Below are 24,227 nucleotides of genomic sequence, written 5' to 3' on the forward strand. Positions count from 1 at the left end.
CAAAATTTAGTTACTAGTCCAGTACCATGGTAACGTTTTTGACCGCCGACGAGCAACCATTATTACCAACGCACTGACAAAAAAGATTACTGACAAAAATTGTGAAACCCGGATTGACCCTAACATCAGGCTGTCAGTCCGCATTCCTTCAATCACGAACCGTCCAGCCGCATACCACATTACGTAAGTGAGGAAAACTTCCCCCTGCTTAAATAAGTGGTGACGGTGGCGCAATAACATTAGGAGTACAAAACCGGTCAAATCCCACAACGACTCATACAAAAAGGTCGGCACACGGTAATTACCACCAATGTACATTTGGTTAATAATCCAATTAGGGATATGCTGACCAACCAAAGCTGCCCGGCTCGTAATTCGGCCAAACGCTTCCTGGTTCATGAAGTTACCCCACCGGCCAATTCCCTGTGCCATGATTAATGTCGGTGCAATCACATCGACCATCGTCCACATCGACAAATGACGAGCACGACAAAAGAAATACAAGGTTAAAAAGCCACCAATAATTGAGCCGTAAATGGCAATTCCACCATCCCAAATTGCAATTATTTCTCCAGGATGGTTAGCGTAATACGACCACTGAAAGGCAACGTAATAAAGCCGCGCACAGATAATTGCCACGGGAATCGCCCATAGTAAGTAATCATAAAAGTAGTCTTCATCAATGCCCAGCCGCTTTCCCTCCGCAACCGAAAGGATAAGGGCCAGCACAACGCCACTAGCAATGATAATTCCATACCAGTGGACTTCAATTGCGCCAAGTTGAAACGCAATCGGGTTTAATGCCGCTACCATTACTTATCTTGCTCCTTGCTGTCCCGGGCTGAATTTTGCTTAATCAACCGGTTTAGGTTTTCATCAAAGGTCTTCGTGGCGTCATACCCCATCGTCTCGGCACGGTAATTCATTGCCGCCGATTCAATGATAATGGCCAGGTTACGACCGGTCTTAACTGGTACGGATACCTTTGGAATAATTACCCCTTGAACAGTTTGCGTATCGCCACGGTCACCCAGGCGGTCAAACTTAGTATCCGGCGTCCACGTTTCCAGGTGCACAATCAAGTTAATGTTGTCTTCAGGCATTATTGCACCGGTCCCATACAGGGTTGAAACGTCAATGATTCCAATCCCCCGAATTTCCATCAGGTGTTGCAGGATGGCAGGAGCGGTACCAATTAATGTTTGTTCATCACGCGCGTACACTTCAACCCGGTCATCGGCGACCAGACGGTGTCCCCGCCGGACCAGCTCCAGCGCCGTTTCACTCTTACCAACACCAGAGTCACCAGTAATTAGCACACCGACCCCACTAATATCAACCAGGACACCGTGCATTGACTTCCGCGGTGCTAGCCGGCCAAGGAGGTAGGAAGTCATGTTACTTAAAATCTGTGATGAAGTTAAGTGAGTTCCCAGAATCGGAATTTGGGCATCCTCCGCCGCCTTCTTTAACTCTTCGGGAATGGGTAAGTTGGTTGAAATTACAAAGCAAGGCGTTTGCGGCGTACACATCCGGGTCATGTATTCGGTCATTTGATCATGTGTTAAATCCTTTGAGAAGGAGATTTCCGTAATCCCTAACAATTGGATCCGCATTGCTGGATAGTGCTTAAAATAACCCGCAAATTCCAAGGCTGGTCGTGAAATATCACTAGTGGTAATTGTCCGTCCTAAGTAATTTTCACCCTGTAATACCTTCAGACGAACTTTATCTACTAATTCTTGAACCGTAACATGTGTCAACTTACTCACTCCTTAATAATCAGACTGGTGACTGGTAATAACTGTATTGCAGATCGACATAATAATCGCAATTAACATCGCTGCCCAAAACGAAGAAAAGCTAAAGTATAGCGAGCCAATTAGCATTGAAGTTAATTCAAGCATGGCGCCATTTATTACAATACTAAAGAGTCCTAATGTCAGAATGTTTACTGGTAAAGTCAGTACCACCAAAATTGGTTTAACTAGGACATTTAAGATGGCAAGGACAAACGCTGCCAGCAAGGCAACCCATGCGTGGCTAACATAGATCAAGCCAGTACCAGCGAATAAACCGGCAAGCGCAATAAATAAAATTGTATCAACTAGCACTTTCTTCCAAAAAGTCATTATGATCTTCCATTTCTTTTAATATCTTTTTCTTCAACGTCTGTAAGTGTCCGCCGCGTCCGTGGCTGCTCACTCGTTGACGTCATATTTTGCTGAATATCGTTAACGGCCTTAAAGAAGCCTAAGATTCCCGGGTGTTGGGGGTCAGGCGGCATGATGAGCATCATAATGATATAGATGATTATTCCGGGAACAATTCCGGTTAGGATACTCAAAACCACGTAAAAAACCCGGAAAATATTTGGTGAGCAGTTAAAATATTGGCCGAGGCCACCAAAAACACCAGCTAAAATCCGGTCACTACCAGACCGCGTTAACTTTTTACGTTGACTTTCCCTCATCAAAACACCTCTTTTTCTTAAATATTACCTGCTTTTACTAGCAACTGCAATTACAGTTACTGGGGATTCTTTTGACTCAGCTTCCATTGAAGGTAAGCGTTGATAAAGGGATCTAATTCGCCATCCATCACCGCCTGCCCATTATGGGTTTCGTAGTTGCTCCGGTTATCTTTCACCAAGGTATACGGGTGGAAAACATAGGAACGAATTTGCGAACCCCATCCAATGTCCAGTTGTTCACCTTCGATTTCAGCCCGCTTCTTGGCTTTTTTCTCTTCTTCAAGTTCATAGAGTTTAGATTTCAACATGTTCATTGCAGTAACCCGGTTCTGCAGTTGGGAACGTTCCGCTTGCGAGGAAGTAACAATCCCGGTTGGCAAGTGGGTAATCCGAACGGCTGATTCAGTCTTGTTAATGTGCTGACCACCGGCACCACTCGACCGGAAAGTATCAACTCGTAAGTCAGACGGATCGATTTCAATATTCACGCTCTCATCCAACTCTGGCATAACATCAACCGATGCAAAGGAAGTATGACGACGACCAGCAGCATCAAATGGTGAAATCCGGACAAGACGGTGGACCCCCTTTTCGCTACGGAGGTAGCCAAAAGCATTGTGCCCCTTAATCAACAGGGTAACACTCTTAATTCCGGCAGTTTCACCAGCTTCATAGTTTGCCGTTTCAACCGTAAAACCATGCTGTTCACCCCACCGGGTATACATCCGAAAAAGCATCTCACCCCAGTCCTGTGCTTCTGTACCACCAGCACCTGGGTGGATTTCCAAGATTGCATTGTGGCTATCATACTTTTCGTTAAGGAGCTGGCTAAGTCGGTACTGCTGAAGTGATTTTTCAGTTGTAGTGAAGGATTTATCCAGTTCCGCAGCGAGGTCCGGATCTGGCTCTATCTCTAACAGTTCCACATTTGTTTCCAGGTCAGCAATCTTTTCCCTTAGTTCAACAAAAGTATCCCGTTTTTCTTTCAATGCGTTATTATCATTGATTAACTTCTGGGCCTTGGTATTGTCATCCCAAAAGCCAGGTTGCGCCATCTCATGTTCATTTTCCGCAATCTGTTCATCTAATGCATCAAGGTCAAAGAGACCTCCCGAAGCGTGCAACCTCTGCTTGCATTGCTTCTATTTTTTTCTTTGCTTCACTTAATTCCACCAGTAATTCCTCCATATACAAACATACGGCAGCGGTACCGTCATGGGTGACCTTACTGCCGTACCTTATTGTAATTTCTTAATTCGCTTTACCGCGTAACATTTTGCCGAATTTCGGACTTCATGAAGAGGCGCGTTGTTTCATACTCAATGTCGGCAACCATTTGCTCAAACATGTGGTAACCAGCCGTCTGGTATTCAACCAGTGGGTTTAATTGCCCGTAACCACGCAGACCAACTGATTGACGGAACTGGTCCATCACGTCAATGTGGTCCGTCCAGTGTGAGTCAACTACCCGCAACAGGACAACCTTTTCAAACTCAAGCATTTGTGACGGGTCGGATAAGATTTGCTTCTTTTCGTCGTAAACCTTTTCGGCAAAGCCCATCAGGAAATCAACGATCTGATCCTGACTCTTGCCATCAAGGTCGGCAACTGAAATTGTTCCCGGCTTAACTAGGACTTCTTCAGTAAAGTCAACGATTCCTTGCAAATCCCATTCCTTTTGGTCACCAAGCGTGTGCTGCTCAACTTCCCGTTGAATGGTCCGCTTGAAGATCGGCATCAGCACCCACTTAAGGGACTTGGTTTCGGTAATGATCTGCTGCCGTTCCTTATAGATGATTTCACGTTGTTCACGCATTACGTCATCATATTGCAAGACGTTCTTCCGGGAGTCGTAGTTGTTACCTTCAACCCGTTTTTGGGCTGATTCAACTTGACGCGTCAAGAACCGACTCTTGATAACGGCATCGTCACCTTGCACCTTCATCCGGTCCAAGAATGCCTTAATCCGTTCACCACCGAACCGCTTCATCAAGTCATCCTCAAGCGATAAGTAGAATTGTGATAAACCAGGGTCACCCTGACGACCGGAACGACCACGAAGCTGGTTATCAATCCGCCGTGATTCATGTCGTTCCGTACCAATCACTGCCAGGCCACCTAGTTCACGAACACCAGGGCCAAGCTTAATATCAGTACCACGACCAGCCATGTTGGTGGCAATCGTGACTGCACCACGTTGTCCGGCATTCTTGATAATATCGGCTTCCTTAGCGTGGTTCTTCGCGTTCAAGACAACATGTGGAATGTGTTCTTGATCTAGCAAGTGGGACAGGTATTCAGATGTTTCAACCGCCACGGTACCAACTAGAATTGGTTGCCCCTTAGCATGCAGGCTCTTAATCCGCTTAACAACGGCCGCAAACTTGCTCTGCAATGTTGGGTACAAGAGGTCCGGCTCATCTTTCCGGGCAACTGGCCGGTTAGTCGGAATCGTGATTGTCTCCATGTTGTAAATTTCACGAAATTCTTCTTGTTCGGTCTTGGCCGTCCCGGTCATCCCAGACAGCTTGTTGTACATCCGGAACAAGTTCTGGTAGGTAATGTTGGCCATTGTCTTGTTTTCTTCCTGAATCTTAACGCCTTCCTTGGCTTCAATTGCCTGGTGAAGACCATCAGAGAACCGCCGACCTTGCATAACACGACCAGTGAATGAGTCAACGATTAAAACTTCCCCATCTGAAACCACGTAGTCCTTATCAAGGTGCATGATGTAGTTAGCACGGAGAGCTTGGTCTAAGTGGTGCGTTAATGCCGTATTTTCTGGATCATACAGGTTCTTAAGGTTGAAGTACTTTTCAGCCTTCTTAATTCCCTCATCAGTTAAGGAAACCGTCTTGGATTCAAGGTCGACCTTATAGTCAACTTCATTCTTCAGTTGCTTAACAAAACGGTCAGTCTGCTTGTAAAGCTTTGATGTTCCCGTCCCTGGTCCAGAAATAATCAGCGGCGTCCGGGCTTCATCAATCAGGATCGAGTCAACTTCATCGACAATCGCATAATTTAACCCCCGCTGAACTTGGTCTTCCTTGTAGACCGCCATGTTATCCCGCAAGTAGTCAAACCCAATTTCACTGTTTGTCGAATACATGATATCCGCCTGGTAAGCCTGCCGCTTTTCATCAGGACTCTTTTCAGAGTTGTTAACACCAACGCTGCAACCCAACCAGTTGTACAATTGGCCCATTTCAGTGGCATCACGCTTAGAAAGGTATTCGTTAACCGTAATAACGTGAACACCCTTACCAGAAATAGCGTTCAAATAAACTGGCATCGTGGCCGTTAAAGTCTTCCCTTCACCGGTCTTCATTTCCGCAATGTTACCTTCATGGAGAACAATTCCCCCCATGATCTGAACGTGGAACGGGTAAAGTCCTAAGACCCGCTTAGCACCTTCCCGGGCAACCGCAAATGCTTCGGGTAACATGTGATCAAGTGATTCACCCTTTTGGTAGCGTTGACGGAATTCATCCGTCTTGGCCTTCAACTGGTCATCACTTAATTCTTCCATTGGTTTAGCATAGGTTTCAACCTTATTAGCTATTTTATTAATCCGCCGTAACTCACGACGATCGCTTTCAATCCATTTTCTTAAAATGTTGGCCATAAAAGCGTCCTTCCTAATTTCTCGCTTGAGTAATAGTGATAAAAGGTGCTACTCAAGCCAATTATATTTTATCTTAACTGCAATATTTTAACACGTTGACAGTCGATTGAAAACTATCTAGGCCTCCCCGCGCAGAATCCATAAAAAAAGAGCTGTGAACTTAATCACAGCTCCTGACTGATTTTATTCCGCTTCAATTAAGCCATAACGGCCATCACGACGGCGGTAAACGATGCTGGTTCCATTAGTTTCTGCATCTTGGAAGACAAAGAAATCATGGCCAAGCATATCCATTTGCAGTACCGCTTCTTCAGGGTCCATTGGCTTCAATGAAACTTGCTTAGTACGAACGATCTTTAAGTCGTCATCACTAGTTTCATTGTCTGATGGAACAAATTCAAGGTTCTTAAAGCCCTTTTCACGAGACTTGCGGTTAACCTTAGTCTTGTACTTACGAATTTGCCGTTCCAGCTTGTCCGTAACTAAATCAACACTACCATACATATCATTTGAGGTTTCTTCTGCCCGCAAAGTGAGGTATGGGAGCGGGATAGTAACTTCAACTTTGTAGGTACGGTTTGGGTAAACCTTTAAGTTCACGTGGGCAGTTGCTTCGACGCTATCTTCGAAGAACTTTTGCAGCTTAGTAATCCGCTTCACCACGTAGTCCCGAATTGCATCTGTAACTTCAACATTTTCACCACGAATATTGAACTTTAACATTGTACTTCTCTCCTTTCAGTCCAAGCAATTGCTTGATCTGATATCAGAAGGACCACTCTTCTCATATCCTACTTATATTATAGTTTACTTGTGAGCTTTTAACAAATCTATTCGGCTATCCTTTAAAATAAATTAACGAGCTAAAGAAATACTTATAACAGTGGCAGCACCAGCTTGATAAAGTAAGTCTGCCGCATGGTAAAGAGTTCGCCCAGTAGTATAAATATCATCAACGAGCAGGATCCTCTTTCCCCGAACTGCTGCCTCATTGGTCAGTATAAATGGCTGCTTGCTCGCTAACCGTTCTCGCCGGTTCTTCTTTGACTGGGCCATTTTCTCTTTATCACGACATTTCAAAAGGCGATTTACCGGTAAATCACTAATTAACCCTTCTACCTGGTTAAAGCCACGGGTTCTCATCGTCTGTTCCGTCACCGGGATGGGCACCACCATATCCACTTGGGATTTACTAATGGCTGAAACAAATTCGGAAATAAAGATTTGCCGTAACCGATAATCGCCCGCGAATTTATAGCGTTGGATAAACTCTTTCATCGCGTCATCGTAGCGGTAAAGCGCGTGATGGGTTAACTGCCACGGGTAAGCATTACGCCACTTATTGCATTCCAAACAAAGTACGCTTTTTTCCTGGGGACGGCTGCAACCGGGACACGTTGTTTGCCCAGTAAGCGGGGTAAAACTTTGCTGACAATCGTCACAGATTAGCGGTTTGACAATCTTTGTTGGGAGTAACAGGTCACGGATTGTTAGCTCAAATCGTAACTGACGGTTACAAAGCAGACATTGCATTCTGACACTGCCTCCCCTTGTTATTCATGTACCGAACTTGGTTTACCGCCGCATTAACTACTCTTGAGTGACCAGCTACCCAAAAACCGACATGCCCAACCGGACGGCTAAGTGAGCGTCCAGCACGGCCAGCAATTTGAACAAGAGCAGCAGTTGAAAAGACACCATCATCGGCCCCGAGAACAAATACATCTATTTCCGGAAAGGTAACTCCCCGTTCCAATATCGAGGTGGTGATTAAGAACTGATAATCATTATCCCGCATTGCTTGTACTTTCGCTAACCGCTCTTCATCACTAGCATGAACGGTCGTGAACTTTGCCTCACAAAAGTAATGGTGGCACGCTCGCGCCACTACTGGGAGGTCTGCAACATGTGGCACAAACAACAAGAAGCGGTGGTTAGCAGCAAGCGTTTGCCGCATCATCCGCACCAGACTCGGCGGGAGAAGTACTTTTCCTAACTTTTTTCGCCATTTTCTTGCTAGGTGTAGCTTAATTCCCGGCAGGAGGTGCCCATGATAGCGGAGTGGCAAATAGGTCACCATCAGTCGCTGCTGCCGCATCTCTTTAAGCAGGTACTTGCCAGGGGTTGCAGTCAAGAAAAGCTGTCCGCCATCCCCTTTTGTTGCTTGTTGTGCTGCGTAAAAAAGTGCGGAGTTAGCAGCAAAAGGGAAAGCATCAACCTCATCGATTACTAGGTTGTCAAAGGCATGGTAGAAGCGCAGCAACTGGTGAGTCGTACAAATCGTCAATTGCGCATAATGGTAAGGCAGCTCCTGTCGCCCGTGGAGCAATACAATGTCTGTATTCGCAAATGCAGCTTTAAAGCGGGGGTACAGCTCTAAGCAGACATCAACCCGGGGTGAAGCAATTGCTACCCGTTCGCCCCGTTTAAGACAGGCTGCAATCCCGCTAAACATCATCTCAGTCTTCCCTGCACCGGTTACTGCCCAGAGCAGTTGCCGTCGATGGTTAAGCATTCCTTCCTTTACCTGCTTAGCCGCGGAAGCCTGAAGCGGCGATAATTTCCCCGACCAGGTCAAAAGTGGCGAAGTTACTTCAAATTGATTTGGTTCTGGAACATGATAAAATTTGCATAGAGTCGATACCCGGCCCAGGTTAATACAACGGGGGCAATAAAACTCGCCATTCGGGAGGGCCGCACTTTCCTTTGGGGTGACCTGACCACAACGCAGGCAATAAATTTCACTTGTTTGCTGTTTAATTGTCGCCAGTACCTGTACCCCGGCTGGCGCTACTTGATCCCGCCTGACAAGTACCCGGCGGCCATAATATTCCGAAATCATAATCATTTCACCTCTACCTAATAACTACGTAAAGTAAAAGTAAATTGACGAAAGAAGAATTTAAAATGAACCAACCTTTTTTAATGATCGCTAAGCCAACCCAGTTTGAACTTGTAATAAAGAAGTCGCGCTTTATTTGCTCACTCCACCGGGCAACAAGTGAGGATGAAGCACAGGCGTTTATCAAGCAGGTTCAAGATAGTAACCGTAAGGCAAACCACAACTGCTTTGCCTACATGGTCGGTGATAATGACCAAGTGCAGCGTGAAAGTGACAATGGTGAGCCAAGTGGAACCGCTGGTGTGCCCATCTTAGAGTCGCTTCAACTCGCTAAATTGCATAATGTGGTTGCCGTCGTAACCCGTTACTTTGGTGGAATCAAACTTGGTGCTGGAGGGTTAATCCGGGCATACAGCAATGTCACCACTGAAGCAATTCACCATGCTGGAATTATCCAACGCCTCCAGCAACTAAAGCTAGAAGTAACTGTCTCCTACCGTCAACACGACGCCTTTCTTTACTACCTGAAAGAACAACAACTGGCACTTGACGGTGAACAGTACGGGGTTAATGTAGTAACTACGGTCTTCGTAAATGAAGAAGATGCCGATAAGGAAATTAATGCAATGACAACTCGTTTCAACGGTCAATTAACAATTAAGAAGGCCGGAACCCATTTCCATGAAATACCATTTACGACAAATAATTAGGGTGCACTAATAACAAATAGCCCGCTAGCATTCGTTATCTGACGAACACTAGCGGGCTATTTTAATTTAGGCAAGAGCTGCCTCAACGATATCCAAAATAATAATTAATGCCAGCAGGCAACCTAAAAAATATGCGAGGTGGCGAGAATGTTTGTCGCCATTCTTTATCTTTGACCAGGAAAAGCCACAATAAGATCCTAGCAACAAGACGCAACCAATAATCCCGTATATTCCAGAATGGAAGCCACGATTATCAATTGAATATCCCGCAACGAAAAATAGGCCAAGGGCAAATGCCAGTCCCAGGAAAAATTGTTTTTTCTTCACGATGTAAACACCTTACTCATGTAAGTGGTAGTTGTAACTTGCAACAATAATATTTTCCCGGGAGTTTAATACTGCCCGCAGACGAACACTGGTCTGGTTATGGAGTGCCAGTTGCCACGGGTGCTTTGGAATGAACTGCGGTACCAGAACTGTTGTTGAGTAGTTCCGTGCCTCCGCCCGTTTAGCAATCACATCAACGAACCGCAACGTTGGTTTGGCAATCGACCGGTATGATGAGTGAATATCAACAAATCGTACATCAGGATATTCCGCCTTAAATTCATTTGCCGTCTTATGTTCCTTGCCAGGATTTTCATCGAAGGAAACGTGCATCGCAATTACGTAATCACCAATTGACCGTGCATAGTTAATTGCTCCCCGGGTTACCCGTGTTACGTTACCAACCAGGACAATCACCGTTGCCCCATCATAGTCGTGCAGTTGAACCTTCGTCTTTTCAGCCACCCGTAACTGCGCAGCAACCTTAATGTAGTGGGTATGAATTTTATGGAACATGTACAGCAAGAGCGGCATGATGATCAAGTATGGCCAAACATTGCCAAAGTGCTGCCAGAATAAGAAGACAACCAGTGATAGTGAAATTACCGCACCAACTAAGTTAATGAAGGCTTTACCAATCCACAGTCCCTCCTTTTTCCGGAACCAGTGGATGATCATCCCTGATTGGGAAAGCGTAAATGGGACGAAAACCCCGACAGCATAAAGTGGAATCAGGTTATTAGTTTGCCCATGGAAAATCAAGATTAGGATAATCGCACCAATTGCGAGTGAAATAATCCCATTTGAATATCCCAGCCGGTCACCACGGTCCATGAAGGCATGTGGCATGTACTTATCCTTTGCCATGTTAAAGGCAAGAATTGGGAAAGCCGAGAAACCGGTATTAGCAGCAACCGCCAGGATCATCGCCGTCGACAGTTGTAACAGGTAAAAGCCGAGACCATGTCCGCCAAAAATCTTAAGAGCGATTTGCGAAAGAATCGTTGTCCGCCCGTTTGGCACAACGCCGATAAAGAAGCTAAAGAAGATAATTGCGATGAAGAAGAATGCAAGGATGGCACTCATAATTGCCAGTGTAGTTGCCGCATTTTTCTCCTTTGGCTTGTTAAAGTTTGGAACGGCATTACTTACCGCTTCAACACCAGTCAGCGAGGAAGAACCAGCCGAGAAAGCCCGGATAAAGAGGACGTAGGACATTCCAGCAACTGGTGTCCCATAGTCTGCCGGAGCCTGGTAATGGATATTCCCCGTTATGATGTTATATATTCCCCAAATAATCATGATAAAAATCATCACTACGAAGAAATAGACTGGGACTGTTAAGAAATTAGCACTCTCACTCATTCCCCGCAGGTTCATAAACATAATTAAAAGGACAATAATGATTGCAATGGGGATTGAGAACCTGTACAGCGCTGGAACAGCCGAAGTAATCGCCTCAACACCAGAAGTGGTTGAAACCGCCACGGTTAACATGTAGTCAACAAGCAGCGAACCACCGGCAAAAAGGCCACCATTACTCCCCCAGTTCTGGGTAGCAACAACGTAGGCACCACCACCGCTTGGGTAGGCACGAATAATTTGTTGGTAGGATAAGGTAATTGCCAACAGTAAAATTAAAACGATTGCCGCAATTGGAATTGAATACCAAAGGGCCGCTGCCGATAAGGTGACCAAGACAGTGGTAATCTGTTCAGGGCCATATGCAACTGATGAAATTGCGTCTGAAGAGAGCATTGCCAACGCCTTAAACTTGGTTAAGTGTGACTGCCCTTCATCCAGGGTCTTTAATGGCTTACCGATCAGCACCCGTTTAAGATAACGCCACATAGCTATCCTCCTACTTAAATAAAATTGATTCTTTTTTATTTTTTGTTCTATGACTGGACAATGTTACAACTTATTATCCTACTTTTCAATTAGCATGGCGAAATAAAATTTGCTAAAAGCAGTAAAATATTTTATTTCCCGGGAAATTTAATAATAAAGTTAGGCTATTACCTTCGGGGTAACTAACAAAACCGGTGGAAAGACTTTTTAAATCCCAGCTAAGTCACCAGGGACCACCATTATTACTAACCAGCTTAAAGGAACCAACTTTTTCAATACCATCTAAAGGTAAAACATCACGGTATATAAAGAGGGCCCAAGATCCAGCAATTTACTGGACCCGGGCCCTCCAGAGGCAGTTGTAACAACCCCTGTTAATTATTTTTATCGTTAAAAGCCTAAATTACATCATGGCTGGGCCTGGTTGGCCAGCAGCAGGTGCTTGTGGCTTGTCATCTTCAGGCTTGTCAGCAACAACCGCTTCAGTAGTTAACAGCAATGCTGATACAGAAGCAGCATTTTGCAGTGCAGAACGGGTTACCATTGTTGGGTCAACAATCCCGGCATCAACCATGTCTTCGAACTTGTCGTCAGCAGCGTTGTAACCAATGCCTTCCTTTTGACTCTTTAATTCGTTAACAATAACTGATCCTTCAACACCAGCGTTTTCAGCTATTTGACGTACAGGAGCTTCCAAAGCATCCTTAACGATGTTAACACCGGTTAATTCGTCACCAGTTGCGTCAATCTTTTCAAGAGCAGGAATAACGTTTACCAAGGCAGTACCACCACCAGGAACGAAACCTTCTTGAACGGCAGCACGGGTAGCGTTCAAGGCATCTTCAATCCGGTACTTCTTTTCCTTCAATTCGGTTTCAGTTGCGGCACCAACCTTAACAACGGCAACACCACCAGAAAGCTTTGCCAAACGTTCTTGCAGCTTGTCCTTGTCAAAGTCAGAAGTGGTCTTAGCAATTGCTTGCTTGATTTGGTCAACCCGTTCAGCAATTGCTTCCTTAGCACCAGAGCCGTCAACAATGGTCGTTGCGTCCTTCGTAACAGTTACCTTGTTAGCTTGACCTAATTGGTCAACAGTAACGTCCTTCAGGTTCATGCCAAGGTCATCAGAAATGACAGTTCCGCCGGTCAATACGGCGATATCTTGTAATTGAGCCTTCCGACGGTCACCAAAGCCAGGAGCCTTAACAGCACATACGTTGAAGGTACCACGAATCTTGTTCAAAACAAGAGTTGGCAATGCTTCACCAGTGATGTCATCAGCGATGATCAAGAGTGCCCGGCCTTGTTGAACAACACTTTGCAGTAACGGCAAGATGTCTTGAATGTTACTGATCTTCTTATCGGTAATCAGGATGTATGGGTTGTCCAGGTCAGCTTCCATCTTATCGTTGTCAGTTACCATGTATTGTGACATGTAACCACGGTCGAAGCTCATCCCTTCAACAACGTCAACACTAGTGTCAACACCACGGGAGTCTTCAATGGTGATAACACCATCGTGGCCAACCTTTTCCATTGCGTCGGCAATTAACTTACCAACTTCTGGGTTAGCAGCAGAAATAGAAGCAATTTGAGCGATATCACTCTTCGTCTTTACTTCGTGTGACATCTTCTTTAATGCTTCAACAGCAGCCTTGGTAGCCTTGTCAATACCACGACGGATACCAACTGGGTTAGCACCGGAAGTAACGTTCTTCATCCCGGCGTTAACAATTGCTTGGGCTAAAACGGTAGCAGTAGTAGTACCATCACCAGCAATATCGTTAGTCTTAGATGCTACTTCAGCAACCAGCTTGGCACCCATGTTTTCAAATGGGTTTTCCAAGTCAATACTCTTCGCAATCGTAACACCATCGTTAGTGATTGTTGGGTTACCGTACTTTTGACCTAAAACAACGTTCCGACCCTTTGGACCCATGGTTGTCTTAACAGTGTCAGCCAGCTTGTCAACACCGGCAAGCATGGCACTACGAGCATCTTCAGCAAACTTAATGTCTTTTGCCATTATATTGTCACCTCAAAAATTTTAGTTTAATTTCGTCTTTACTTACGTAATTAATAAATTAGTCGATTACAGCAACTAAGTCCTTTTCGTGAACAACTAAGTACTTTTCGCCGTTGTATTCAACTTCATTGCCGGCGTACTTGTCAAAGAGTACCCGGTCGCCTTCCTTAACAGCTGGAGTAAGCTTTTGACCGTTATCAAGGGTCCGACCCTCACCGACGGCAATAACTTTACCAGTAGTTGGCTTTTCCTTTACGTTGGAAGCAAGGACAATTCCGCCAACTGTCTTTTCTTCTTCAGTTTCAGCTTTAAGAACAACGCGGTCTCCTAATGGTTTTAACACGTTAATCCCTCCATCTTGTTAATCTTAATTTTTAGTTTTAGCACTCACACGTCTTAAGTGCTAACCACAGTTACTACTATACCATCTTCACCTTAAAAAGCAATATAAAAGTTTGACTAATTTTGACTTTTATTTTGTCACCACTTTTAAACCACTAAGTAATCGACGACGCCACAACTGGATAATACGTAATTACCGTAAAAAGATAAAGGCTGGAAGAAAATACCAAGCATGGCTTTCTTCCAGTCTCTTGTTCTTCAAATATTAAACAGTAATCGCAGAAAACTTCTTTAATTATCTCTACTACTTTTTACTAGGTGCATAGTTCTTAATAAAGTAGATTAAGGTTTGGAGCTCATTCGTCAGGTCAATGTTTTGAACCTGGACACCCTTCGGTACTGATAAACGAACTGGGGAGAAGTTTAAGATCCCCCGCACGCCTGCATCAACTAATTGATCTGCTACCTGTTGGGCATGTTCACCAGGAACAGTTAAAATAACAATATCAATTTGTTGCTCTTTCAACTGTTTCTTAATATCAGTGGCCGGGTAAACCGGAATTCCGCTCTTAATCTTGTTAGCTAGTTCCGGCTTAGTATCAAAGGCCGCACTGATCCGCAAGTTAGTATCCTGGTGGAAGTTAAAGTTAAGCAAGGCGCTACCAAGACTCCCGACCCCTACTAGTGCAACACTGACTAATGAATCCTGGTGCAAGATTCCCTTAAAGAACTTCAATAGGCTCGCAACATCGTAACCATAGCCACGCTTACCAAGCTCACCAAAGTAGGAAAAATCACGCCGGATGGTTGCTGAATCAACTTGAACTGCTTCTGACAGCTCAGTTGAAGAAACTCGTTCCTTATTTGCATTTAGTAAAATAGTTAAATAACGGTAGTAAATAGGTAACCGTCGGGCAGTTGCCCGTGGTATTTTCTTTGTCGTCATATTATCCCCCTGTCTCTCTACAGCATTTTTTGCCCCACAGTCCATGAAGTGCTATGCCAAATTTTACAGGGCTCGCTGCACTTGTGAAATTAAGTTCCTACTCATTCTAGCAATTTATTGATTATTTGTGAAGGGTTATACAATGCAATTTCACTTTTTTAATAAAATAGAAAGAAATCTGCTAAAATAATTTAGAAGGTAAATATTGATTTAGCGAGGTTTCAAAATGATTCTTTTGCAAGCAAATGACGTTGAGCGCCGCTTTGGTGCTGATGTACTATTCCATAACATAAATTTACAAGTTCAAGACCACGGGCGAACCGCCCTTGTTGGTCGTAACGGTGCCGGGAAAACCACCCTGCTTAAAATGATTGCCGGAATAACCGAGCCCGATGAAGGAACCATCAGCAAGGTTAAAAATCTTTCCATCGGCTACCTTGCCCAGGACCAGGGGCTCGATAGTCAAAATAACATCTGGGCTGAATTGGATACTGTCTTTGCGCCTCTTCACGAAGAGGAGAAGGAAATCCACCAGTTAGAGGAGCAGTTGGCAACGCTTGATTCAACGACGGATAGGTATCAGCAAATTCTGAAAAAGTACGACCGGCTCCAAACCGACTTTAAGAAGCGTGGTGGTTTCGAATACGAATCACGCATGCGGGGGATTCTGACTGGGTTCGGCTTTGGTGAAGAATACTACGATACACCGGTTAACGCCCTCTCTGGTGGCCAGAAGACTAAGCTAGCACTGGCAAAGATCCTTTTACAAGCGCCAAACTTGCTGATCCTTGACGAACCGACCAACCACCTAGACATGAATGTATTGGCCTGGCTAGAAGACTATTTAAAGAGTTATTCAGGTGCATTACTAGTTGTCTCCCACGACCGTTACTTCCTTGACCACGTTGTTAAGGATGTTTACGACTTAGATAACCGCACTCTGCGCCACTATACGGGCAACTACACCCAGTTCGTCCAGCACAAGCAGGAACGGCTAAAGGCCGAATGGAAGCATTACGACCAGCAGCAAAAGAAGATTGCCAAGCTGGAAGATTTTGTTAACCGCAACATCGTCCGTGCATCGACAACCAAGCAGGCCCAGGCACGGCGAAAGCAACTGGCAAAAATGGATAAGTTGGAACGGCCAACCACCGATAACCAGTCGATCCACTTCCACTTTCACAGCGATAAGGACAGCGGAAACGAAGTCCTTGATGTTGACCAGCTTAAAGTCGGCTATGATGATCAAATTCTTGCCGGACCACTTTCATTTGCAGTTCGCAAGCCACAACGAATCGGGATTATTGGCCCGAACGGGATTGGTAAATCAACACTCTTAAAGACATTGCTGCACCGGATTCCAGCAATTAGTGGGACCATCAAGCTTGGCGCAAACCTGGAAATTGGCTACTATGACCAGGAACAGCAACAATTACACCCGGATAAAACCGTCCTTGATGAAGTGTGGGATGACCACCCGGAAGTACCTGAAAAAGACATCCGGTCATTGCTTGGTTCCTTCTTGTTCGTTGGTGATGACGTATACAAGGTCGTTCACGAATTATCTGGTGGTGAAAAGGCACGCCTAGAATTAACCAAACTTTCCTTTAAGCCGATTAACTTCCTTATCCTTGATGAACCGACTAACCACTTGGACATTGATAGTCGTGAGGTTTTGGAAAGCGCCATTAATGAATTTACGGGAACCGTCCTCTTCGTCTCTCACGACCGCTACTTTATTAACCAGGTTGCCACGGATATTTTGGATATGCACAAGGATGGCATTAAGCATTACGAGGGTGATTATGATGATTACCTTGCCGCAACCACTGCCACCAGTTCAGAAAATTCAACTGCCACGGTTACTACTGCTACTAAGGCACCAATTTCACAAGGTAAGAAATCCTACCAACAAAGCAAGGAACAACAACGTGCCCGGCGGAAATTGCAGCGCGCTGTTGATAGCCTAGAAAAAGAAATGGGTGAATTAGAAGAACAGCAGGCCGCAATTGAAGAAGAAATGAGTCAGCCGACAGTTGCTACGGATATCGGTAAGTTGACCGACCTCCAAAAGAAACTCGACGGGCTGAAGGAAAAATCTGAAGAAGTCGAGCTAGAGTGGACCGACGCTGCCGAAAAACTGGAAAACTTTGACCAAGAAAACCAATAAAAATTGGATACTGAAAATTAAAGGGGAGTTGTTGCGGAACTCTTAGCCCATTTTTAAAATAAATCGAGTTTTCCGATCCGTTCAACCGCTTCTTCCAGCCGTGCTGGTGCAATCAACAGGCCAATCCGTACGTAACCCTCGCCATGTTTCCCAAAGCCCGCGCCAGGAGCTACGGCAACGCCTGCTTTATCAAGTAACAAGTCTGCAAATGATTCACTAGTATACCCTTTTGGTACTGGCATCCACGCATAAAAGGTCCCCTTTGGCACAAAGGCATGCCAGCCAATTTTTTCAGCGGCACTGACGAATGCATTCCGTCGTTTCTCATAACGACTAACAATCTTTTTGATTTCACCATCCCGTTGAGGGTCAGTCAAAGCATCAATCGCTGCATACTGTAAAGCAGGAAATAGGCTGACAAATAAGTGGTCTTGAATTAAATTCAGTGCACCAATAATATCCTTATTTCCAACCGCAAATGCGACCCGCCAGCCGGCCATATTAAAGGTCTTAGAGAAGGTGTAAAATTCGATTCCAACCTCCTTTGCTCCGGGAGTTTGCATAAAGCTGAGTGGCTCTTCCCCATCAAAGCCAAGCGCACCGTAAGCAAAGTCACTAATAATTCCAACATGGTATTTCTTAGCCCAGGCAACTAGTTCGGTATAAAACTCCTTAGTTGCCACCGCACCAGTGGGGTTATTTGGATAGTTTAAATAGAAAAACTTAGCGCGCCGGGCAACTTCTTCCGGGATTGCCTTTAAATCCGGTAAGAAATTATTCTCCGCTAATAACGGTACCGTTTCAAAGTTTACTTCGCCTAGCGCAGCGCCGGAAAAGTAATCAGGGTAGCCTGGGTCCGGTAGCAGGTAAGTATCACCCGGGTTCATCAATGCCCATGGCAGCTCAACCAGGCCAATTTTTGACCCACCCAGAATTGCTACTTCCTGTTCAGGATCAAAGTGGGCACCATACTTTTCGGCATAAAAGTTGGCAGCTGCTTTTTTAAAGGCCGGCAACCCCTGGAATGGCGAATATTTATGGGTTTTGGGATCTGCCACCCACTTTTGCGTTGCTTTAACAATGTAATCTGGTGTTGGCTTGTCCGGGTTCCCCTGCCCCAAGTTAATCACATCAACCCCGGAGGCTATTTTTTGGTTAACCTTCGCCACCAGGCTAGCAAAGAATTGTTTAGGTAAAGTATCGAGTAATTTTGACTGTTGAAATTCCATTTAACTTTCCTTCTCTCCTGATTCTTATTGGTACAACTTTGGCCGCCGGTCCGCAAATACTGGAATTGGTCCCCGCACCTTATTTAATTGGTCCAGGTCAAGGGTCGCAAAAGTAACCCCATCCTTTTCAACAGCATCAGCGATGACGTTTCCCAGCGGGTCGATTGCTAATGAATGACCGTTAAAGTGGTTATCCGGATCATCCCCCACCCGGTTAACTGCCACCACAAAGCATTGGTTTTCAACGGCCCGGGCTTTTAGCATAATTTCCCACTGTGGTATCCGTTCCGCAGGCCATTCAGCAGGAAAATACAATACCGCGGCCCCGTGCATGGCAACGGTCCGTACCCATTCTGGGAAACGAAGGTCGTAGCAAATAAAGCTTGCCCCGGGCACCCCTGCTAGCCGAAAGTAGTTTTGCTGGTTCCCCGCCGTCAAGTACCGATGCTCATTCATTAAGCGGAAAAGGTGGACCTTGTCATACTGGCCAACAATCTGTCCCACGGGGTCAACAACGAGGGTTCGGTTGTAGAACTTGCCATCCTCTTTTACTGCTACTGACCCGCCAACAATTCCTACCTGGTATTGGCGGGCTAATTGGTAAAACAGCTCCTGAGTTGACTTGCCACGGTCATCAGCTAAATCTGCTAACTTACCTAGTGCATATCCCGTATTCCACATCTCTGGAAAGACGACGACATCGGCATTGCCGGCCGCTGCCTCCTTAGTTAACTCGGTTACCCGCTGCCGATTTGCTGCCGGATCAGCATATTGAACATCAAATTGTGCAAGTGCGACTCTAATTTTCACAACTATCACCTCATTTAAAATTAAAACCCCGCCCATAAAGGACGAGGTTCCCCGTTTTACCACCTTAATTTACTGCCACTTCGCAGTGACCGCCTCAACAAGTTTAAAACTCCAAGTTGCTAACGGGACTAAACCGTCACGGGCTTACCATTTACTGGCTCACCCGCAAGCTATTAACAGGCCATCTTCCCTGGGCTGACAGTTTTTTCTCACCAACCAAAAACTCTCTTAAATGTACAACTACTAGGTACTCACCCGTTACGCGATTAAATTATCATTGCATGTATTCTAATTTAATTTTAATTTATTGTCAAATTATTCTAATGATTTTAACCGCCAGCTTTTTAGTGTAGAATTGAGATGTTTAAGGAGGTACTGAATGATGAAAATTACGGTAATTGGTGTTGGTAACATGGGGTCGGCAATTATAAAGGGGCTGCTTAATCGGGGCAATGACGAAGTAGCAGGAATGAACCCGGTTAATCCACGAGTCAGTAAACTAGCAAAGAAAGCCGGTTTTGCGCTCTACCACAGTGGTGAAGAAGTAGTCAGTCAAAAGCCAGACGTGGTAGTACTAACCACTCCAGCACCAGTTACCCTTTCTGTTCTTAAGAAACTCCAGGGTCTAGGAAAGAAAACGGTTATTATTTCAGCCGCCGCAGGTATCCGCATTGCTGAAATCAGCTAACTCTTTCCGGACAACCCAGTTGCGGCAATCATTCCCAATACTCCCGTTGCCGTTAATGCTGGAACAATCGGCTTAGCACTCAGTGAGAATACCCCCGCACCAGCCTATGATAAAATCAACCATGTTTTAAGCCAACTTGGCGACGTGATTACCGTCCCTGAATCCCAACTAGGTATTGTTGGTGTCGTTGGCGGTTGTGGTCCCGCCTTTGTCGATGTCTTTATGGATGCTCTCGGTGATGCAGCGGTTAAGTATGGTTTAGACCGGCAAACCGCTTACCAATTAATCGCCAGCATGGTCAAAGGGAGCGGGGCCCTTGCTTACCACAGTAAGTTAACTCCCGCCCAACTCCGTGACCAGGTCACTTCACCTGGTGGAACAACGATCCGTGGTGTAGAAGCACTAGAAAAGGCCGGCTTCCGTTACGCGGTCATTGATGCCGTTAATAAAGCTAACCACTAAATTCTGACAAATAACTAGCCAGCGATGTTTTCCATGCGGAATCGATTATTGTGAAATATACGAAAAAACAAGAGAGCCTGGAAAGAAAAATTTTCCAATCTCTCTTGTTTTTTATTCATCCCTAAATTACTTCATCCGTGCAAACATCAACCCGGGATCCGCATTAAGGTCTAATGCTGCCCGGTCACCATTCCGGTAATTGATGTAGCCAGCCGCACCGATCATCGCTGCGTTATCGCCACAAAGCTTTAGTGGGGCTTGCAGCATCGATACTTCGGGGTGGTACTTTTGCATATCATGGTCTAGCCGGCTGCGCAAACCATGGTTAGCGGCAACCCCGCCGGCGAGAATCAATTGCTTGACCGGGTACTCGTCCAGTGCCCGCATTGTTTTTTCGGCTAGCACATCGACCACGCTTTGTTGGAAGCTGGCTGCTAAGTCATACTTATCAAGTTTCTGTCCCCGTTGGTCAGCATTGTGGACCGTATTAATAAACGCACTCTTCAGTCCACTGAAACTAAAGTCGAAGTTTTCTTCCTTTTCCATTGCCCGTGGAAAGTGGAAACTATCCTTTCCCTTAGCTGCCCACTCATCAATTGTCTTTCCGGCCGGGTAATTTACGCCAAGCACCCGGCCAATTTTATCGTAGGCCTCACCGGCCGCATCATCACGAGTTTCACCAATAATTTCATACTCGTGTTCCCGTGGCATGTAAACCAGCTCGGTATGACCACCGGACACTAATAGTGCCATCTGTGGGTACTTAAATTCACCAACGTAACGAGCAGCGTAGAGGTGCCCCGCCATATGGTTAACTGGAACCAGTGGTAAATTATGCGCCCAGGCAACTACCTTCGCTGCGGTTACCCCGACCAGTAAGGAACCAACTAGGCCAGGACCATAGGTAACCGCCACCGCAGTCAGGTCATCATAGCTTACCCCCGCCTCTGCTAATGCCTGGTCAATACACCGGGTAATCCATTCGATGTGGTGACGGCTGGCAACTTCGGGTACGACACCCCCAAACCGCTGGTGACTATCAATTTGGGTCGCCACAACATTGCTAAGGATCTTAGTGCCATTTTCAATCACCGCAACACTCGTTTCGTCACAACTTGTCTCAAAGGCAAGAATTAAATTTCGTTCTGCCATGTACCTATTCTCCTCTGCTCAGTAAGTTTGCTTGCATATCAACTGCGTCCTCATGGTTATCCAAGTAGTAACGCTGCTTAATTTGATTTTCGCGAAAACCCAGCCGCTCATACAAATGGCGGGCAACAAGGTTATGAACCCGGACTTCAAGGCTTAAGGAGTGTAGTTGTAAGTGACGGGCATACGCAATTGCCGTTTTAATAAGGTAGGTCCCAATGCCCCCCTTTTGCCAATCAGGAGAAATTCCAATATTGGTAATATGAAGGTCAAGGTGGTACCAGTCAACTGCCATCCCAATAAAGCCAACCAGTTCTTCTTTGTGTTCCACCACGATATACAGCCGGTCATGATGCCGACTTAGTTCTAATTGAAAAGCAGCATAACTCCACGGGGCGGTACCGTAAATTTGCTTTTCTACTTCCACTAACCGATTAATATCTTTTTCTGCTGCTTGGCGGACAACGTAGTGGTGACCACCAATCATAATCAACCGCCGGCTATAATCCAAAAAAGGCTGCCGCCGTGCATTAACGGTACAGTGGTACCAGTATTTAAACTTCTCGAACATAATTCTTTTTTGCTTCTCCTGGATGAAGTTTTTGCCAGTTAGCTTCAGCTTCAGTTATCCGCAAATAGTGCGGAACAAACGGGTCAATTTCTGCTACTACCGGTAGCTGTTCACCGGCAATTGCTAGCTGGTATGTTGACGGAATGCTGTAAGCACGCGGTGCTAACGTTACGTTTGCTGGTAATTGGTCAAACTGCTCCGCAATCTTAGTGGTCATGTGGCCGACGAGGGTAACTGGCCGTTCAACCTTTTTTAGCTGTTCTAACAAGGTTGCCATTGCAAGGTGCTGGTCCTTAATCACGTTAACCAGTTGACCATCCTTCCACTGGTAGGCTCCAGCGAAGACATTGCCACGACGAGCGTCAAAGAAGGGCACTATGACCTGCTCGCTGTTTGGAAGCACGTTTCTTGCAACTACTTCGAGACTGGAAACACCTACCAGACCAACTCCCAATGTATCGGCAAGGACTTTGGCAGTGGTAGCAGCGATTCTAATTCCCGTGTATGAACCGGGACCCTGGGCGACTACTACCCGGTCCAGGTCTGCTGGTGCCCATTTTACTAGTTCAAACAGCTTATTGATGGTTGGCATCAAATAGATGCTATGGTTACGTACCATGTTAAGAGTGGTTGTTGCCAATAATTGGTCATCTTCAACCAGCGCCACACTCATTGGATGGTTTGAGGTATCAATGGCAAGTACTTTCATTCTCGATCATCCTTTCAATCATAGACCATCTTATCACACCAACCTGACTTATGGCGCTCAAATTACTCGGTTTTTAATAAGAATATTTTAATAGAAGAGACAAAAAGCCTCCTGGTGTTCAGCCTTACTCTGCCAAACATCAGGAGGTAATTAAAGTAGACGTAATTTAGGTCGATCGACTAATTAGTCGCGGTCATCATAGCCCTTTGGGTGGGTTGAGTGCCACTTCCAAGCAGTGGCAATAATGTCGTGGACGTCATCATACTTCGGCTTCCAACCAAGTACTTCCCGTGCCTTATCACTGGCAGCAACCAGTGAATCAGGGTCACCAGGGCGCCGCGGTGCCATTTTGGCAGGAATTGGCTTGCCAGTAACTTCCCGTGCTGCTTCCAGCATTTGCTTGTTGGAGAAGCCAGTAGAGGAACCGAGGTTAAAGGCGTTACTCTTGTTGCCAGCTTCCAAGTACTTAATGGCGAGGATGTGAGCATCAGTCAAGTCCATTACATGAACATAGTCACGAACATTGGTCCCGTCTGGTGTGTTGTAGTCATCACCAAAGATACTCAATTCGTCCCGCTTGCCTTGAGCAACTTGTAAAATAATTGGTACCAAGTGGGTTTCTGGGCCGTGATCTTCACCAATCGTCCCATCTGGAGCAGCACCAGCAACGTTAAAGTAACGAAGGGCGACAAACTTGATCCCGTATGCTTTGTCAGCCCAAGTCATCATCTTTTCCATCATCAGCTTACTCAAGCCGTATGGGTTAATTGGCTTTTGTGGGTCGGTTTCCTTGATTGGCATGTGTTCTGGAACACCATAGGTAGCAGCAGTCGAACTGAAGACGATGTACTTAATGCCGTGGTCATGCATTGCTTCCAGTAAGGTGATCATCCCACCAGTGTTGTTGTCAAAGTACTTCAGTGGCTTGCTCATTGATTCCGGCACAATAGAGAAGGCCGCAAAGTGAACAACCGCCGTGATGTCTTCATTGTCAAAAATCTTATCCAAGAACTTCCGGTCCCGAATATCGCCTTCGTAAAACTTAGCCTTCGGGTTGATTGCTGCCCGGTGACCAGTTGACAGGTTATCAGCAACCACTACATCTTCACCGTGTTCAACTAAATTCTTAACCATGTGGGAACCGATGTAACCAGCTCCACCAGCAACTAGAATTGCCATCTTGTTTCCTCCTTGTCACAGCTACCGCCATCATTATAATGGCGCTTTCATTTTCTTCAATTTGATTGTAGCACAGACTTGATAAAATGATTAGTAAATTTTAGTAAAATTAAGTAAA

At 45.5% G+C, this 24,227-nt stretch carries 22 protein-coding genes and 1 pseudogene; 3 read left to right on the forward strand and 20 right to left on the reverse strand.

Annotated elements, in window-relative coordinates; all coding sequences use genetic code 11:
* Positions 1–6 precede the first annotated feature (6 nt).
* The 9 genes from lgt to QOS07_RS02235 form a co-directional block, all read right to left on the reverse strand.
* The gene (gene lgt / locus QOS07_RS02195) at positions 7–813 is read right to left on the reverse strand and encodes a prolipoprotein diacylglyceryl transferase (protein WP_283587372.1); all 807 of its coding nucleotides are present in this window, start codon (positions 811–813) and stop codon (positions 7–9) included.
* Positions 813–1,772, reverse strand: coding sequence for an HPr(Ser) kinase/phosphatase (hprK, locus tag QOS07_RS02200; RefSeq protein WP_283587373.1), 960 nt, complete (start codon positions 1,770–1,772; stop codon positions 813–815). Before hprK ends, lgt begins: the two co-directional genes overlap by 1 nt.
* Positions 1,773–1,775: 3 nt before the next feature.
* Positions 1,776–2,132, reverse strand: a complete 357-nt coding sequence (locus tag QOS07_RS02205; protein ID WP_283587374.1) for a phage holin family protein — start codon at positions 2,130–2,132, stop codon at positions 1,776–1,778.
* On the reverse strand, positions 2,132–2,473 hold the full coding sequence (locus tag QOS07_RS02210) for a PspC domain-containing protein (RefSeq protein ID WP_283587375.1): 342 nt from the start codon (positions 2,471–2,473) through the stop codon (positions 2,132–2,134). The genes QOS07_RS02205 and QOS07_RS02210 overlap by 1 nt, the downstream gene beginning before the upstream one ends.
* Positions 2,474–2,529: 56 nt before the next feature.
* A protein-coding gene (prfB, locus tag QOS07_RS02215) for a peptide chain release factor 2 (protein WP_408613251.1) occupies positions 2,530–3,646 on the reverse strand; the annotation gives its coding sequence in 2 pieces (ribosomal slippage) (positions 2,530–3,573 and positions 3,575–3,646; 1,116 coding nt in all).
* 88 nt (positions 3,647–3,734) lie between these two features.
* A complete protein-coding gene (secA, locus tag QOS07_RS02220; RefSeq protein ID WP_283587377.1) occupies positions 3,735–6,098 on the reverse strand; it encodes a preprotein translocase subunit SecA in 2,364 nt (787 codons plus the stop codon).
* Positions 6,099–6,281: 183 nt separating this feature from the next.
* A complete protein-coding gene (hpf, locus tag QOS07_RS02225; protein ID WP_283587378.1) occupies positions 6,282–6,821 on the reverse strand; it encodes a ribosome hibernation-promoting factor, HPF/YfiA family in 540 nt (179 codons plus the stop codon).
* Between the two features lie 132 nt (positions 6,822–6,953).
* Positions 6,954–7,631, reverse strand: coding sequence for a ComF family protein (locus tag QOS07_RS02230; protein ID WP_283587379.1), 678 nt, complete (start codon positions 7,629–7,631; stop codon positions 6,954–6,956).
* Entirely contained in the window at positions 7,612–8,943 is a 1,332-nt protein-coding gene (locus tag QOS07_RS02235; RefSeq protein ID WP_283587424.1) for a DEAD/DEAH box helicase, read from the reverse strand. Before QOS07_RS02235 ends, QOS07_RS02230 begins: the two co-directional genes overlap by 20 nt.
* A gap of 62 nt (positions 8,944–9,005) precedes the next feature.
* Between QOS07_RS02235 and QOS07_RS02240 the strand changes: the two genes are divergently transcribed.
* Positions 9,006–9,650: a YigZ family protein gene (locus tag QOS07_RS02240; protein WP_283587380.1), complete on the forward strand. Its 645-nt coding sequence runs from the start codon at positions 9,006–9,008 to the stop codon at positions 9,648–9,650.
* Between the two features lie 66 nt (positions 9,651–9,716).
* Here QOS07_RS02240 and QOS07_RS02245 read toward each other — a convergent pair whose 3' ends face one another.
* From QOS07_RS02245 to QOS07_RS02265, 5 genes are all read right to left on the reverse strand, one after another.
* Positions 9,717–9,977: a hypothetical protein gene (locus QOS07_RS02245; RefSeq protein WP_283587381.1), complete on the reverse strand. Its 261-nt coding sequence runs from the start codon at positions 9,975–9,977 to the stop codon at positions 9,717–9,719.
* A gap of 12 nt (positions 9,978–9,989) precedes the next feature.
* A complete protein-coding gene (locus QOS07_RS02250) occupies positions 9,990–11,828 on the reverse strand; it encodes an APC family permease (RefSeq protein ID WP_283587382.1) in 1,839 nt (612 codons plus the stop codon).
* Between the two features lie 403 nt (positions 11,829–12,231).
* A complete protein-coding gene (gene groL / locus QOS07_RS02255; RefSeq protein ID WP_283587383.1) occupies positions 12,232–13,854 on the reverse strand; it encodes a chaperonin GroEL in 1,623 nt (540 codons plus the stop codon).
* A 58-nt stretch (positions 13,855–13,912) separates the two neighbouring features.
* Entirely contained in the window at positions 13,913–14,197 is a 285-nt protein-coding gene (groES, locus tag QOS07_RS02260) for a co-chaperone GroES (protein WP_265891344.1), read from the reverse strand.
* A gap of 303 nt (positions 14,198–14,500) precedes the next feature.
* Positions 14,501–15,142 (reverse strand): redox-sensing transcriptional repressor Rex, encoded by a 642-nt coding sequence (locus QOS07_RS02265; protein ID WP_283587384.1) that lies wholly within the window; start codon positions 15,140–15,142, stop codon positions 14,501–14,503.
* 226 nt (positions 15,143–15,368) lie between these two features.
* Here QOS07_RS02265 and QOS07_RS02270 point away from each other — a divergent pair, with 226 nt between their 5' ends.
* Positions 15,369–17,312, forward strand: coding sequence for an ABC-F family ATP-binding cassette domain-containing protein (locus tag QOS07_RS02270; protein WP_283587385.1), 1,944 nt, complete (start codon positions 15,369–15,371; stop codon positions 17,310–17,312).
* 53 nt (positions 17,313–17,365) lie between these two features.
* Here QOS07_RS02270 and QOS07_RS02275 read toward each other — a convergent pair whose 3' ends face one another.
* A complete protein-coding gene (locus QOS07_RS02275; RefSeq protein ID WP_283587386.1) occupies positions 17,366–18,541 on the reverse strand; it encodes a pyridoxal phosphate-dependent aminotransferase in 1,176 nt (391 codons plus the stop codon).
* A 24-nt stretch (positions 18,542–18,565) separates the two neighbouring features.
* Entirely contained in the window at positions 18,566–19,351 is a 786-nt protein-coding gene (locus QOS07_RS02280; RefSeq protein ID WP_283587387.1) for a carbon-nitrogen family hydrolase, read from the reverse strand.
* Positions 19,352–19,733: 382 nt separating this feature from the next.
* Here QOS07_RS02280 and proC point away from each other — a divergent pair.
* Positions 19,734–20,501, forward strand: a pseudogene (gene proC, locus QOS07_RS02285) (pyrroline-5-carboxylate reductase).
* A 126-nt stretch (positions 20,502–20,627) separates the two neighbouring features.
* Here the strand turns inward: proC and tsaD are convergent.
* From tsaD to galE, 4 genes are all read right to left on the reverse strand, one after another.
* Positions 20,628–21,653: a tRNA (adenosine(37)-N6)-threonylcarbamoyltransferase complex transferase subunit TsaD gene (gene tsaD / locus QOS07_RS02290; protein WP_283587388.1), complete on the reverse strand. Its 1,026-nt coding sequence runs from the start codon at positions 21,651–21,653 to the stop codon at positions 20,628–20,630.
* A 4-nt stretch (positions 21,654–21,657) separates the two neighbouring features.
* On the reverse strand, positions 21,658–22,221 hold the full coding sequence (gene rimI, locus QOS07_RS02295) for a ribosomal protein S18-alanine N-acetyltransferase (protein ID WP_283587389.1): 564 nt from the start codon (positions 22,219–22,221) through the stop codon (positions 21,658–21,660).
* On the reverse strand, positions 22,205–22,930 hold the full coding sequence (gene tsaB / locus QOS07_RS02300) for a tRNA (adenosine(37)-N6)-threonylcarbamoyltransferase complex dimerization subunit type 1 TsaB (RefSeq protein ID WP_283587390.1): 726 nt from the start codon (positions 22,928–22,930) through the stop codon (positions 22,205–22,207). Before tsaB ends, rimI begins: the two co-directional genes overlap by 17 nt.
* Positions 22,931–23,113: 183 nt before the next feature.
* Positions 23,114–24,109, reverse strand: a complete 996-nt coding sequence (galE, locus tag QOS07_RS02305) for a UDP-glucose 4-epimerase GalE (RefSeq protein WP_283587391.1) — start codon at positions 24,107–24,109, stop codon at positions 23,114–23,116.
* Between the last annotated feature and the right edge of the window lie 118 nt (positions 24,110–24,227).

Origin of the sequence: Limosilactobacillus viscerum (assembly GCF_947387525.1) — a bacterium.
GTDB classification, from domain to species: domain Bacteria; phylum Bacillota; class Bacilli; order Lactobacillales; family Lactobacillaceae; genus Limosilactobacillus; species Limosilactobacillus viscerum.